This is a genomic window from Pseudomonas sp. TE4620, from assembly GCF_056279045.1.
Map to the genome: position 1 here is coordinate 5,197,569 of NZ_JBWBQO010000001.1, position 12,895 is coordinate 5,210,463.

Annotated in this window: 14 protein-coding genes; 5 read left to right on the forward strand and 9 right to left on the reverse strand. The window is 63.0% G+C overall.

The genetic code is table 11. From position 1 onward, the window contains the following. Positions 1-7: 7 nt before the first annotated feature. The 3 genes from ACZ9A3_RS24225 to ACZ9A3_RS24235 are packed head-to-tail and all read left to right on the forward strand — an operon-like array spanning position 8 to position 2,603. Positions 8-1,090: a COX15/CtaA family protein gene (locus ACZ9A3_RS24225; protein WP_045200695.1), complete on the forward strand. Its 1,083-nt coding sequence runs from the start codon at positions 8-10 to the stop codon at positions 1,088-1,090. Beyond that, on the forward strand, positions 1,075-1,974 hold the full coding sequence (gene cyoE, locus ACZ9A3_RS24230) for a heme o synthase (RefSeq protein ID WP_195885379.1): 900 nt from the start codon (positions 1,075-1,077) through the stop codon (positions 1,972-1,974). The genes ACZ9A3_RS24225 and cyoE overlap by 16 nt, the downstream gene beginning before the upstream one ends. Then, a complete protein-coding gene (locus tag ACZ9A3_RS24235) occupies positions 1,971-2,603 on the forward strand; it encodes an SCO family protein (RefSeq protein WP_093377622.1) in 633 nt (210 codons plus the stop codon). Before cyoE ends, ACZ9A3_RS24235 begins: the two co-directional genes overlap by 4 nt. A 79-nt stretch (positions 2,604-2,682) precedes the next feature. On the opposite strand, the gene ACZ9A3_RS24240 is transcribed toward ACZ9A3_RS24235, so the two are convergent. From ACZ9A3_RS24240 to ACZ9A3_RS24250, 3 genes are all read right to left on the reverse strand, one after another. Further along, positions 2,683-3,453, reverse strand: a complete 771-nt coding sequence (locus tag ACZ9A3_RS24240) for a MetQ/NlpA family ABC transporter substrate-binding protein (protein ID WP_258595694.1) — start codon at positions 3,451-3,453, stop codon at positions 2,683-2,685. A 62-nt stretch (positions 3,454-3,515) separates the two neighbouring features. Further along, positions 3,516-4,187, reverse strand: coding sequence for a methionine ABC transporter permease (locus ACZ9A3_RS24245; protein WP_045200686.1), 672 nt, complete (start codon positions 4,185-4,187; stop codon positions 3,516-3,518). Continuing rightward, positions 4,187-5,194, reverse strand: coding sequence for a methionine ABC transporter ATP-binding protein (locus tag ACZ9A3_RS24250; protein WP_045200684.1), 1,008 nt, complete (start codon positions 5,192-5,194; stop codon positions 4,187-4,189). Before ACZ9A3_RS24250 ends, ACZ9A3_RS24245 begins: the two co-directional genes overlap by 1 nt. 231 nt (positions 5,195-5,425) lie before the next feature. On the opposite strand from ACZ9A3_RS24250, the gene katE reads away from it, so the two are divergent. Beyond that, positions 5,426-7,564, forward strand: a complete 2,139-nt coding sequence (katE, locus tag ACZ9A3_RS24255; protein ID WP_476253204.1) for a catalase HPII — start codon at positions 5,426-5,428, stop codon at positions 7,562-7,564. 37 nt (positions 7,565-7,601) lie between these two features. Here the strand turns inward: katE and ACZ9A3_RS24260 are convergent, their stop codons facing one another. From ACZ9A3_RS24260 to zur, 4 genes are all read right to left on the reverse strand, one after another. Continuing rightward, complete coding sequence (locus tag ACZ9A3_RS24260; protein ID WP_045200680.1) at positions 7,602-8,315, reverse strand: PA5502 family lipoprotein; 714 nt, start codon at positions 8,313-8,315, stop codon at positions 7,602-7,604. Positions 8,316-8,447: 132 nt separating this feature from the next. Then, positions 8,448-9,230, reverse strand: coding sequence for a zinc ABC transporter permease subunit ZnuB (znuB, locus tag ACZ9A3_RS24265; protein ID WP_476253205.1), 783 nt, complete (start codon positions 9,228-9,230; stop codon positions 8,448-8,450). Continuing rightward, a complete protein-coding gene (znuC, locus tag ACZ9A3_RS24270; RefSeq protein WP_045200677.1) occupies positions 9,223-10,002 on the reverse strand; it encodes a zinc ABC transporter ATP-binding protein ZnuC in 780 nt (259 codons plus the stop codon). Before znuC ends, znuB begins: the two co-directional genes overlap by 8 nt. Beyond that, on the reverse strand, positions 10,002-10,484 hold the full coding sequence (gene zur, locus ACZ9A3_RS24275) for a zinc uptake transcriptional repressor Zur (protein ID WP_476253206.1): 483 nt from the start codon (positions 10,482-10,484) through the stop codon (positions 10,002-10,004). The genes znuC and zur overlap by 1 nt, the downstream gene beginning before the upstream one ends. 66 nt (positions 10,485-10,550) lie before the next feature. Between zur and ACZ9A3_RS24280 the strand changes: the two genes are divergently transcribed. Continuing rightward, a complete protein-coding gene (locus ACZ9A3_RS24280; RefSeq protein WP_045200771.1) occupies positions 10,551-11,468 on the forward strand; it encodes a zinc ABC transporter substrate-binding protein in 918 nt (305 codons plus the stop codon). Between the two features lie 64 nt (positions 11,469-11,532). Here the strand turns inward: ACZ9A3_RS24280 and ACZ9A3_RS24285 are convergent, their stop codons facing one another. Both ACZ9A3_RS24285 and ACZ9A3_RS24290 read right to left on the reverse strand, forming a co-directional pair. Further along, positions 11,533-12,483, reverse strand: coding sequence for a homoserine kinase (locus ACZ9A3_RS24285; RefSeq protein ID WP_045200673.1), 951 nt, complete (start codon positions 12,481-12,483; stop codon positions 11,533-11,535). Positions 12,484-12,547: 64 nt separating this feature from the next. Continuing rightward, positions 12,548-12,838: a DUF2782 domain-containing protein gene (locus ACZ9A3_RS24290; protein ID WP_045200671.1), complete on the reverse strand. Its 291-nt coding sequence runs from the start codon at positions 12,836-12,838 to the stop codon at positions 12,548-12,550. Positions 12,839-12,895: the final 57 nt, after the last annotated feature.

A 12,895-nucleotide genomic window follows, 5' to 3' on the forward strand; every position in this document is an offset into this window, starting at 1 on the left:
CATTGCCATGGCCAGACCTGGATTTCGCCTCGCTGTCTTCGCCACCCTGCTGGCACTGGTTGTCGTGTTGCTCGGTGCCTACACCCGTCTGACCCATGCCGGCCTGGGCTGCCCTGACTGGCCCGGCTGCTATGGCTTTATCAGCGTGCCCAAGACTGAAGCACAGCTGGCCCACGCCGAGTTGCACTTTCCCGACACTCCGGTGGAAGCGCACAAAGGCCGCAACGAAATGGTCCATCGCTACTTTGCCGGCACCCTGGCCCTGGTGATCACCCTGCTCGCCCTGCAGGCCTGGCGCCGCCATGGCCGCGACGGCCAGCCCTATCGCCTGCCGCTGTTGTTGCTTGGCGTGGTGTTCGCCCAGGCGGCTTTCGGCATGTGGACGGTGACTCTCAAGCTGTGGCCGCAGGTGGTCACGGCACATCTATTGGGCGGTTTTGCCACCTTGAGCCTGTTGTTTTTGCTCAGCCTGCGCCTGTCACGGGCCTTTGCGCCGTTGCCCAAGCTGCCTTTGAGCGTGCGCCGGGTGGCGGCGCTGGGCTTGCTGGTGGTGATCGGCCAGATCGCCCTGGGCGGTTGGGTCAGCGCCAACTACGCGGCAGTGGCCTGCATCGACCTGCCGACCTGCCATGGCCAGTGGTGGCCGCAGGCAGACTTCGCCAACGGCTTTCACCTGACCCAGCATATCGGCCCCAATTACCTCGGTGGCCAGCTCGACAGTGACGCGCGCACGGCGATCCATATGAGTCACCGCCTGGGCGCTTTGCTGGTGACGGCGGTCATGCTGGTCTTGAGCTGGAAGCTGCACCGTCATGGTTTGAGCCGGCTGGCCGGGTTGGTATTGGCGGCGCTGGCGCTGCAGGTGAGCCTGGGCATCAGCAACGTGCTGTTCCATCTGCCGCTGGCCGTGGCCGTGGCCCATAACGCCGGTGGCGCGCTGCTGTTGCTGAGTATGGTGCTGGTCAATTACCGCATTCGACTGGTTGCCCAGGCAAAGGTCCGCCGGGTCAGCCAGGGCTGGCGCCTGACCCCGCTGGCGAGCGGCGGAGTCGTTCATTATCTGGGAGATAATTCATGGCGACGCTTCTGAGCGAGCGCAGGCTGCAGGCAGGCTGGCGCGATTACCTCGAGCTGACCAAACCCAAGGTGGTGGTGCTGATGCTGATCACCTCGCTGGTCGGCATGTTCCTCGCCACCCGTGCCGGGGTGCCGTGGACCATCCTGCTGTTCGGCAACCTGGGCATTGCCTGTTGCGCCGGTGGTGCGGCAGTGGTCAACCATGTGGTCGACCGGCGCATCGATGCCTTGATGGCGCGTACCCATAAACGCCCGATTGCCGAGGGCCGCGTGGCACCGGCGGCGGCGCTGACCTTTGCCCTGCTGCTGGCGACCCTGGGCATGGCATTGCTGCTGGTGTTCACCAACGCCCTGACCGCCTGGCTGACCCTGGCCTCGCTGCTCGGCTACGCGGTGATCTACACCGGCTTTCTCAAGCGCGCCACGCCGCAGAACATCGTTATCGGCGGCCTGGCCGGCGCTGCGCCGCCGTTGCTGGGCTGGGTGGCGATCAGCGGGCACATTAGCGCCGAGCCATTGCTGCTGGTGCTGATCATCTTCGCCTGGACCCCGCCGCACTTCTGGGCCCTGGCCATTCACCGCAAGCAAGAGTACGCCAAGGCTGATATTCCGATGCTGCCGGTGACCCACGGCGAGCACTACACCAAGGTGCATATCCTCCTGTACACCCTGGTGTTGCTGGCGGTCAGCCTGTTGCCCTACGCCATCCACATGAGCGGGCCGTTGTACCTGGCCTGTGCCCTGGCCCTGGGCGGGCGCTTCCTGCAGTGGGCCTGGGTGTTGTACCGTGGCAGTCGGCCGCACGCGGCGATCAAGACCTTCAAGTACTCTATCTGGTACCTGTTGCTGCTGTTCATCGCGCTGCTTGTTGACCACTACCTACTGTTGAACCTATGACTCGAACCCAGAAAACCGTCTTTATTCTCGTTGCCCTGGTCGCCGTGATCCTCGGGCTTACCGTCAACAAGGTGCTCAATGGCCGCAGCGAAGGCAACCCGACCGAGCTGATCGATGCCGGCATCATCCTGCTGCCGCAGAGCCGCACCGTGCCTGCCGTGCAAATGACCGACGAACAGGGCCAGCCTGTGGTGATGGACGAGCTCAAGGGCAAGTGGTCGCTGCTGTTCTTCGGCTACACCTTCTGCCCGGACATCTGCCCGACCACCCTCGCCCAGCTGCGCCAGGTTAAAAGCGAGCTGCCCAAAGAGGCTGTTGAGCGTTTGCAGGTGGTGTTGGTCAGCGTCGACCCGAACCGCGACACCCCGGCACAGCTGAAGCAGTACCTGGGTTATTTCGACAAGGATTTTCGCGGGGTGACCGGCTCGCTGGAAAACATCCAGAAGCTGGCCAATGCGGTGAGCATTCCGTTCATTCCGGCCGATACCAGCAAGCCGAACTACACGGTCGATCACAGCGGCAACCTGGCGTTGCTGGGGCCGGACGGCAAGCAGCGCGGGTTTATCCGCGCGCCGTTCAACAACCAGAAGCTGGTTGCGCAGTTGCCTGGGCTGGTTAAGCGCGACTAAAAGCATCGCGGGTCAAGCCCGCTCCCACAGAGATCACCTGACCTGTGAGAGTTGGCTTGACCCGCGATAGGTCTTTGAATCAGAACGCCGGCTTGACCGCGCCCTTGTACTTCTCTTCGATGAACTTCTTCACCTCAGGCGAGTGCAGCGCAGCCGCCAGCTTCTTCATGTCTTCCGAGTCCTTGTTGTCCGGGCGGGCAACAAGGATGTTCACGTAAGGCGAATCGCTGCCTTCGATGACCAGTGCGTCCGTCTCAGGGTTGAGCTTGGCTTCCAGCGCGTAGTTGGTGTTGATCAGCGCCAGGTCGACCTGGGTCAGCACGCGCGGGATGGTTGCCGCTTCCAGTTCACGGAACTTCAGGTTCTTCGGGTTCTCAACGATGTCTTTGACGCTCGAGAGGATGTTGCTGTTGTCTTTGAGCTTGATCACACCGGCCTTGTCCAGCAGCAGCAAGGCGCGACCGCCGTTGGTGGCGTCGTTGGGGATGACCACGGTAGCGGTCGATGGCAGCTCGTCGAGCTTCTTGTACTTGCTCGAGTAGGCGCCCAGCGGCTCCAGGTGCACGCCGGCAACGCTGACCAGATGGGTGCCCTTGGCCTTGTTGAACTCATCCAGGTACGGCTGGTGCTGGAAGAAGTTGGCGTCCAGGCGCTTCTCGGCCACTTGCACGTTCGGCTGGATGTAGTCGGTGAACACCTTCACCTTCAAGTCCACGCCTTCTTTGGCCAGGGCCGGTTTGACGAACTCGAGGATCTCGGCGTGCGGCACCGGGGTGGCGGCGACGGTCAGGGTCTCGGCCTGGGCCGAGAAGGCCGCGACGGCGGCGACAACAGCAAGCAGCTTTTTCATCAAATCACTCCTTGTGAGGGCCAGTCCGGCCCCCGGTGCGTCGGCAGTGCCGACCCATGGGGTTACTTACGGGAAAAATGCACAACCAGTTTGTCGCCCACGCTCTGCAGGACTTGAACCAGTACCAGCAGCAGGACCACGGTGACCACCATCACGTCGGTCTGGAAACGTTGGTAACCGAAGCGGATCGCCAGGTCACCGAGGCCGCCAGCGCCCACCACACCGGCCATCGCGGTGTACGACACCAGGGTAATGGCCGTGACGGTAATGGCCGCGAAGATGCCCGGACGGGCCTCGGGCAGCAAGGCATTGGTGATGATCTGGCGGGTGGTGGCGCCCATCGACTGGGTGGCTTCGATGATGCCGCGGTCGACTTCACGCAGCGCGGTTTCCACCAGGCGCGCGAAGAACGGCGTGGCTCCGACCACCAGGGGCGGAATGGCCCCGGCGACGCCCAGCGAGGTGCCGGTGATCAGCACGGTGAACGGAATCATCACGATCAGCAGGATGATGAACGGCAGCGAGCGCAGGACGTTTACCACCAGCGACAGCAGCGCGTACACGCCCTTCTGCTCGAACAGCTGGCGCGGGCCGCAAAGAAACAGCAACACGCCCAGCGGCAGGCCGAGCAGCACGGTGAAGAACAGCGAGCCGAACAGCATGATCATGGTGTCGATGGTAGCCAGCCAGATTTCGGCCCAGTCGACGTTGGCAAAGAAACTCAAGGCGTCCATCAACGCAGTACCTCCATATGAACATCAGCCGCAGTGAAGCGGGCGAACGCCGCTTCCATGTCGCCGCCAGTGACGGCCAGGGTCAGCTGCCCATACGGGGTGTCCTTGATGCGATCGATGCGGCCAGCGAGGATGCTGTAGTCCACACCGGTTTCTCGGGCGACGGTGCCCAGCAGCGGCGCGTAGGTCGAATCGCCCTGGAAGGTCAGGCGCACGATGCGTCCTGGCACATGGGCGAAGTCGTCGCGCTGTTCGTTTTCGTCGATCTGCTCGTCTTCCTGGACGAAGCGCTTGGTGGTCGGGTGCTGCGGGTGCAGGAATACATCGGCTACCGGGCCGTGCTCGACAATCTGCCCGGCATCCATCACCGCCACGCGGTCGCAGACCCGGCGGATCACGTCCATTTCGTGGGTGATCAGCACGATGGTCAGCTTCAGTTCGCGGTTGATCTCGGCCAGCAGTTGCAACACCGAGGCGGTGGTCTGCGGGTCGAGGGCGCTGGTGGCTTCGTCACACAGCAGGATCTTCGGCTTGGTGGCCAGGGCGCGGGCGATGCCGACGCGCTGCTTCTGGCCGCCGGAAAGCTGTGCCGGGTATTTTTTCGCGTGATCGGCCAGGCCGACGCGGGCCAGCAACTCGTTGACGCGGGTGTCGATTTCCTTGCGTGACAGCTCGCCGGCCAGGGTCAGCGGCAAGGCCACGTTATCGGCAACGGTCTTGGAGGCCAGCAGGTTGAAGTGCTGGAAGATCATCCCGACTTGCTGGCGGAATCGACGAAGATCGTTGGCGTTGAACCCAGTGACGTCTTCGCCGTCGACGATGATCTTGCCGCCGCTTGGCGCTTCAAGGCGGTTGATCAGGCGCAGCAGGGTACTTTTACCGGCGCCGGAATGGCCGATCAGCCCGAACACCTGGCCGTCTTCGACGCTCAGGTTGGTCGGGTGCAGTGCGGGGATATCCCTACCGGCTACGCGGTAGGTTTTATGAACATTTTGAAACTCGATCACGTAGCGAACCTTGTGGGGCGCATGGGAATGGGGTCAGCGGTTAGCCGGGCGCGCATTTTAGCCTGTTCGTATAGAGGTTCTTAGCATTTATTTCGCAATTGACCAATGCTACTGGAATAACGCGATCAGTGGTCAATCCGAAGGAACGCCTGCAGGGGCCATCAGTCACTACTGAATAGGGCCCGCCGTGGGGTCGAACCGTAGGACTGATTGAGTGAGGAGAGCACACTGATGCCCAGCAAGAAGAACCCACCCAAGGAAAGCCAACTCGCCGGTACCCAGACCCCGGACCGCGCCAATACCAACGCCAAGCTGCAAAGCCTGGAAACATTTCGCAGTGACGCCACCGGCCAGGCGCTGCGCACCAACCAGGGGGTCAAGGTTGCCGACAACCAGAACACCCTGAAAGCCGGTGACCGTGGCCCGTCGCTGCTGGAAGACTTCATCATGCGTGAAAAGATCACGCATTTTGACCATGAGCGCATCCCCGAACGCATCGTCCATGCCCGCGGTACCGGGGCCCATGGCTACTTCCAGGCCTATGAATCGCATGCCGCGCTGACCAAGGCCGGTTTTCTCCAGGACCCGGAGAAAATCACCCCGGTGTTCGTGCGCTTTTCCACCGTTCAGGGCCCGCGTGGCTCGGGTGATACCGTGCGCGATGTGCGCGGTTTTGCCGTGAAGTTCTTCACCGACGAAGGCAACTTCGACCTGGTCGGCAATAACATGCCAGTGTTTTTCATCCAGGATGCGATCAAGTTCCCCGACTTCGTCCATGCAGTAAAACCTGAGCCGCACAACGAAATGCCCACCGGCGGCTCGGCCCACGACACCTTCTGGGACTTCGTCTCGCTGGTGCCGGAGTCGGCGCACATGGTGATCTGGGCGATGTCCGACCGCGCCATTCCTAAAAGCCTGCGGACCATGCAGGGCTTCGGCGTGCATACCTTTCGCCTGATCAATGCCGAGGGCAAATCCAGCTTCGTCAAATTCCACTGGAAGCCCAAGGCCGGCGTGTGTTCGCTGTTGTGGGACGAAGCGCAGAAGCTGGCGGGCAAAGACACCGATTACCACCGCCGCGATCTGTGGGAAGCGATTGAAACCGGTAATTACCCGGAATGGGAGTTCGGCGTGCAGATCGTCGCCGAAGAAGACGAGCACAAGTTCGACTTCGACTTGCTCGACCCAACCAAGATCATCCCCGAAGAGCTGGTACCGGTGACGCCGCTGGGCAAGATGGTGCTTAACCGCAACCCGGACAATTTCTTTGCTGAAACCGAACAGGTTGCCTTCTGCCCTGGGCATATCGTCCCCGGCATCGACTTCTCCAACGACCCGCTGCTGCAGGGCCGGTTGTTTTCCTACACCGATACCCAAATCAGCCGGCTAGGCGGGCCGAACTTTCACGAGATCCCGATTAACCGTCCGCTAGCCCCTAACCACAACGGCCAGCGCGATGCGCAGCACCGCACCACGCTGGACAAGGGCCGTGCCTCTTACGAGCCCAACTCGATCGACGGTGGCTGGCCCAAGGAGACTGCGCCGGCAGCCAGCGATGGTGGTTTCGAGTCGTATCCGGAGCGCATCGAGGCGCACAAAGTGCGCCAGCGCAGCCCGTCGTTCGCCGACCATTTCTCCCAGGCGCGATTGTTCTTCCAGAGCATGAGCCCGACCGAGCAGGAGCACATCATCAGCGCCTACAGCTTCGAACTGGGCAAAGTTGAGCGGGAGTACATCCGCGCCCGTGAGGTCAATGAAATTCTTGCCAACATCGACCTCAAGCTGGCGGCGCGAGTGGCTGCCAATCTTGGCCTGCCGGCGCCGAAGAAAGGTACGGTGGATGTGCCCCAAACCAGCCTCAAGGAGTCACCGGCGCTGAGCCAGATGAACCTGCTCGGCGAAGGCATCAAGGGCCGCAAGGTTGCAGTGCTGGTGGCTGATGGCGTGGATGGCGACAGTGTCGATAGCCTGGTCAAGGCGCTGGAAGCCGAGAGCGCGCAGATCAAGATCCTTGGCCCGAGCTCGGCGCCGGTAAAAACCGCCCAGGGCAAGGCGCTGGCCGTGGATGCCTCGATGGAAGGCATGCCATCGGTGATCTTCGATGCGGCCTGGGTGCCGGGCGGCAAGTCTTCGCTACAGGCCCTGGCCGGTGACGGCGTGGCGCTGCACTTTCTGCTTGAAGCCTACAAGCACCTCAAGCCGATTGGCCTGGCCAGCGAGGCGCAAGCCGTGCTCGACAAGCTGGGGCTCAAGGCCGACAGCGGCTTGCTGCTGGGCAATGATGACAAAGCCTACAAGGCCTTTATCACGGCAATCAGCAAGCATCGGGTGTGGGAGCGTGAGGCCGCGGCGAAAGCCATTCCGGCGTGATGCACAAACAGGGTGCCGATCAGGGCACCCTGTTTCGTCATGGGCGGCGTGGGATCAGCACCGCCTGGGCAGGTTGGTTGCGGTGAATCTCGTGGCTTTGCTGCAAGGCAAAATCACCGTCGAGTTTTTTAACGCGTTTGCCCAGCAAGGTTTGCAGCCAGGGTGCATCCTGCTTGCGCGGCACCTGGAACACCACATCGCACTGGTAATTGATCACATCACTGGCGATGTCATCGAGTTGCTTGCGCATTTCGCGAATATTGGTGGTTTTCAACGCAACCACGGTGCTTGGCGCGGTCGGGTCGATCAGCTTGGCGGCAGGGCGGGCTTCGGCGGCTTTCAGGGCGGCCTCGGCTTTGTCGAGCTCGGCCTTGCGCGCCTGGGCGATAGCACCGTTGACGCCGCCCGTCAGCGCCGGCGCCTTGGGCATCAGCGCACGGGCGCGGGCCAGGGCAGTGGCCGCCGCGTTCACATCGCCCTTTTGCAGGACGATCTGGCTGCGTTGCAGATAGGCTTCGGCCAATTGACGCTGGTACTGCTCGATCCGGCTGTCATTCGGCGCCTGGCTTTGCAGGGTGGCGAGTTGATCTTCGGCAGTGGCCAGCTCGCTGCTGGCGATGCTTTGCTCCAACTGCTGCCAGGCATCAGGCTGGGCAGGCACGGCAGCGTTGTCGGCCGGGGTGCTGGAGCACGCGGCGAGGATCAGTGAAAACGCGGCAAGGAGCAGATAACGGGAGGCGAACGGCTTCATTCCTGCGACTCTCTATTTGCGCAAAAAGCGAGCAAGTCTACACCCAGTCCGCAGACTCGAAAATAACTCTTCAGGACCCCGCGCGTTTTTAAATGTCGCAGGGTGCAACCGCTTTGGCTGCACCCCACGTCTTCAGCGCCGGGGCAGTGCCAGGCTCAGCAAGAATAGCACTGCGGCGCAGACCACGATGGACGGCCCGGCCGGCGTGTCCTTGAACCACGACAACGCCAGGCCGCCGCACACCGCGGTAACCCCAAGCAGGCTGGCGCCCAGGGCCATTTGTTCCGGCGAGCGGGCGTGACGTTGCGCCGCAGCGGCGGGAATAATCAATAGCGAGGTAATCAGCAGGACGCCGACGATCTTCATCGCCACGGCAATCACCACCGCGATCAGCAGCATCAGCGCCAGGCGCAGCGCGGCAACCGGCAAGCCTTCGATCATGGCCAGCTCTTCGTGCACGGTGACTGCCAATAGCGGGCGCCACAGCACCACCAGCAACAGCAGCACCGCAGCGCTGCCGCCGAGAATCCAGGCCAGATCCCCCGGGCTGATCGCCAGCAGGTCGCCGAACAGGTAGGCCATCAGGTCGATGCGCACATCGTGCATGAAGCTCAGCACCACCAGGCCAAGGGAAAGCGTGCTCGGTGCCAGAATCCCCAGCAGAGTGTCGGAGGCCAGCGGCTGGCGTTGTTGCAAGGTCACCAGCAAGATCGCCAGCAACAGGCAGCCGACAGTCACCGCCAGCGCCGGGCTGACATCCAGCACGAAACCCAGGGCGACGCCGAGCAACGCAGCGTGGGACAGGGTGTCGCCAAAATAGGCCATGCGCCGCCAGACCACGAAGGATCCCAGAGGGCCGGCGACCAGCGCCAGGGCCAAACCTGCGAGCAGGGCGTAAAGCAGAAAATCAGCCATGCTTGCAGTGATCTCCATGAACGTGGCCGCCTTTGGCCGGGGCAACCACCGAGCCGTGCAGGTCGTGGGCGTGGTCGTGATGGTGGTGATAAATCGCCAGGCTCGGCGCGTTGCTGCCGAACAGCTCGACGAACGCCGGGTCGCCGCTGACCTGCTCGGGGTGGCCGGAGCAGCAGACATGACGGTTGAGGCAGACCACCTGGTCGGTGGTGCTCATGACCAGATGCAGGTCATGGGAAACCATCAGCACGCCGCAGCCATGGCGGTCGCGCAGACGGGTGATCAGGCTGTACAGCTCGGACTGGCCGGCGACGTCGACGCCCTGCACCGGCTCATCGAGCACCAGCAGCTCGGGCTCGCGCAGCAGTGCGCGGGCCAGCAGCACACGCTGCATCTCGCCGCCGGAAATCCCCTGGATCGGGCTGTCGATGACCTTTTCGGCGCCGACTTCCATGAGTGCCGACAACGCTGCGGCGCGATCAACGCCGGGCACCAGGCGCAAGAAGCGCAGTACCGAAAGCGGCAAGGTGGCATCGACCTGAAGCTTTTGCGGCATGTAGCCGATGCGCAGCCGCGGCTTGCGCCAGACCGTACCGGTATGCGGCTTGAGCAGGCCGAGCACGGCGCGTACCAAGGTAGTCTTGCCGGCGCCGTTGGGGCCGATCAGGGTGACGATCTGCCCCGGTTCCACGGCCAGGTCGATGCTGTCGAGCACCGCTTGGCCGGCGAAGCTCACGCCCACCTGCTCGAGGCGAATCAGCGCATTGCTCATCAGGCGCTCCGGCAGTTGCTGCACAGGCCGACCACTTCGACCGTTTGTGCTTCGACGCTGAAGCCGACGTCTTTAGCGCTGGCGACGATGGCGTCGCTGATGCTGCGCTGCTCAAGCTCGATGGCCACGTGGCATGCGCGGCAAATCAGGAACTGGCCCTGGTGCGCGTGCTCGGGGTGGCTGCAGCCGATAAAGGCGTTGAGCGAGGCAATGCGGTGCACCAGGCTGTTTTCCAGGAGGAAATCCAGCGCCCGGTACACGGTCGGCGGCGCGGCCCGGCGACCGTCCTGCTCGCTCAGCACGGCGAGGATGTCGTAGGCGCCCAGCGGCTTGTGGCTCTGCCACACCAGCTCCAGCACGCGGCGGCGCAAAGCGGTCAGGCGCACACCCTGGCGTGCGCACAGCGCATCGGCCTCGGCCAGGGCGCTGTGTACGCAATGGGAGTGGTCGTGGGGGCGGTTGGCCAGCGGGGTTTTAGGCATGAGCGGCGACGGTTCTGATTGGAGACGTTATTATGTTACCTGTTTCAGCCCCTGTGAGTGGTCATCGTGTCCCGAATTTTTGCCCTTTTTGTCGCTTTTATCGCCACTCTGGTGATGGCCCAGGCACAGGCCGAAGTGCGTGTGCTGACCAGCATCAAGCCCCTGCAACAGATCGCTGCGGCGGTTCAGGACGGCGTCGGTACGCCTGAAGTGCTGCTGCCGCCAGGCGCCTCGCCGCACCATTACGCCCTGCGTCCTTCCGACGTACGGCGGGTGGCCGACGTCGACCTGCTGTACTGGATCGGCCCGGACATGGAGGGCTTTCTGCCGCGTGTGCTCAAAGGCCGCAGCAAGCCAAGCGTTGCCGTGCAGGAACTGCCCGGCCTGCACCTGCGCCATTTTGGCGAAGATAGCCACTCCCATGACGAAGATGGCGACGATCATGACCATGATCACCGCCCCGGCAGTCTCGATGCCCACCTCTGGCTGTCATCGGTCAACGCCCGGGTGATCGCCGCCAGGATCGCCGCAGACCTCAGCACTGCCGATCCGGCCAATGCCGCGCGCTACCAGAGCAACCTCAAGGCCTTCGGCGAGCGTCTGGATGCGCTGGACGGGCGCCTGAAAAAGCGCTTGAGCGGTGTCAGCGGCAAACCGTTCTTCGTTTTTCACGAGGCATTTGACTACTTCGAGTCGGCCTATGGTCTGAAACACACCGGGGTGTTCAGCGTGGCCGCCGAAGTGCAGCCGGGTGCCCAACACGTGGCGGCGATGCGCAAACGCCTGCAGGAAGTGGGCAAGACCTGTGTGTTCAGCGAGCCGCCACTGCGCCCACGTTTGGCTGAGACGCTGACGGCGGGGCTGCCGGTGACCCTGGCGGAGCTGGACGCGCTGGGTGGTACGGCGCCGGCCAGTGCCCAGGGCTACGAGCAGTTGCTGGAGACGCTGGGGAATGATCTGGCGGGGTGCCTGGAGAAGTTGTGACGCCCCGATCGCAGGGGCAAGCCCGCTCCAACCTATTGTAGGAGCGGGCTTGCCCCGCGATGTTTCACAGCGCGAACGGCAACGCTATCTCTACCTGCTGGCGCGCCGCCAGGCGTACTTCGAAGTCGGCCGGGTCGTGAATCAGCACGTCCATCCCGGCAAACGATTCGGCGGCAATCAGGCGCGACAGCCAGAAGCGCACGCAGGCAATGCGCAGCATCACCGGCCACAGGTTGGCCTCGGCCGAGGTGAACGGTCGCAGCGCTGCATAAGCGCCGAGCAACGCCCGCGCCCGTGGGCCGTCGATGATGCCGGCGTCGTCGCAGCACCAGTCGTTCAGGGTAATCGCCAGGTCGTAGAGCATCGGCCCCGAGCAGGCGTTGTAGAAGTCGATCAGGCCGGTCAGGTGGGTGCCTTCGAACAGCACGTTGTCGCGGAACAGGTCGGCATGCAGGTTGGCCCGCGGCAGGGCCATGATCTGCGCCTTGTGCTCGACAACTTCGTCCAGGCACGCCTGCAGCAACTGGCGTTGTTCGGCGTTCAGGCGCGGCATCAGTTCGGCGCCGGTTTCCAGCATCCAGTCCAGGCCGCGGTCGGTCTTGCGTTCCAGGACCTTGTCGCGGGTGGCCAGGTGCAGGTGCCCGAGCAGTTCGCCAACCTGTACGCAGTGCTGATTATTGGCGCTCTTGATGTGCTTGCCCGGCAGCCGTGGTTGCAGCAGCGCAGGTTTGCCGGCCAGTTCGCGCAGGGCTACGCCGTCGTTGCCACGCAAGGCGTAGGGCACCGGCAGGTCGGCCTCATGCAGTACGTCGAGCAGTTCGATGAAGAACGGCAGGTCCTGGATCGGCCCGCGTTCGACCAGCGTCAGCACGTACTCGCCCTGTTCCAGACTGACAAAGAAGTTGCTGTTCTCGGTACCGGCGGCAATGCCCTGGAAGTCCCGCAGGCGGCCCAGGCCGTACGGCGCCAGAAAGGTTTCCAGCTCAGGCCGGGTCAGGGGGGTGAAGACTGACATGATCAAAAATTGCCCATACGGGCACTTCAGCAGGGAAGTGCCAGGTTGATGTAAAGGGTACGGCCTACTTCCACTCGAAGATTTTCCACGACGGGATCAGCATGTCCGGCTGGTCGGAGCGGACGAAATTGCCGTCCGAGCCATCGGCACGTACCAGGAAATAAGGTTTGCCGCCTTTGGGCGTCACCTTGATTGCATACAGGAAGCCATTTTGCCGGTATTCCTGGATGGTTTTGTCGCCTTCCGTGCGAATGGTTACCTCTGGATCAGCCGATGGCGCGTCATCCGCTGCCACGGCGACGACCGGAGTGACTGCCAACAGGCTGAGCAGCAACAGGCGATTTAGTGTACGCATGATAACCTTGTCCCTTTGTCGTCAATGTTCCGGACATTCTAGCGCCGGGCCCGTCGA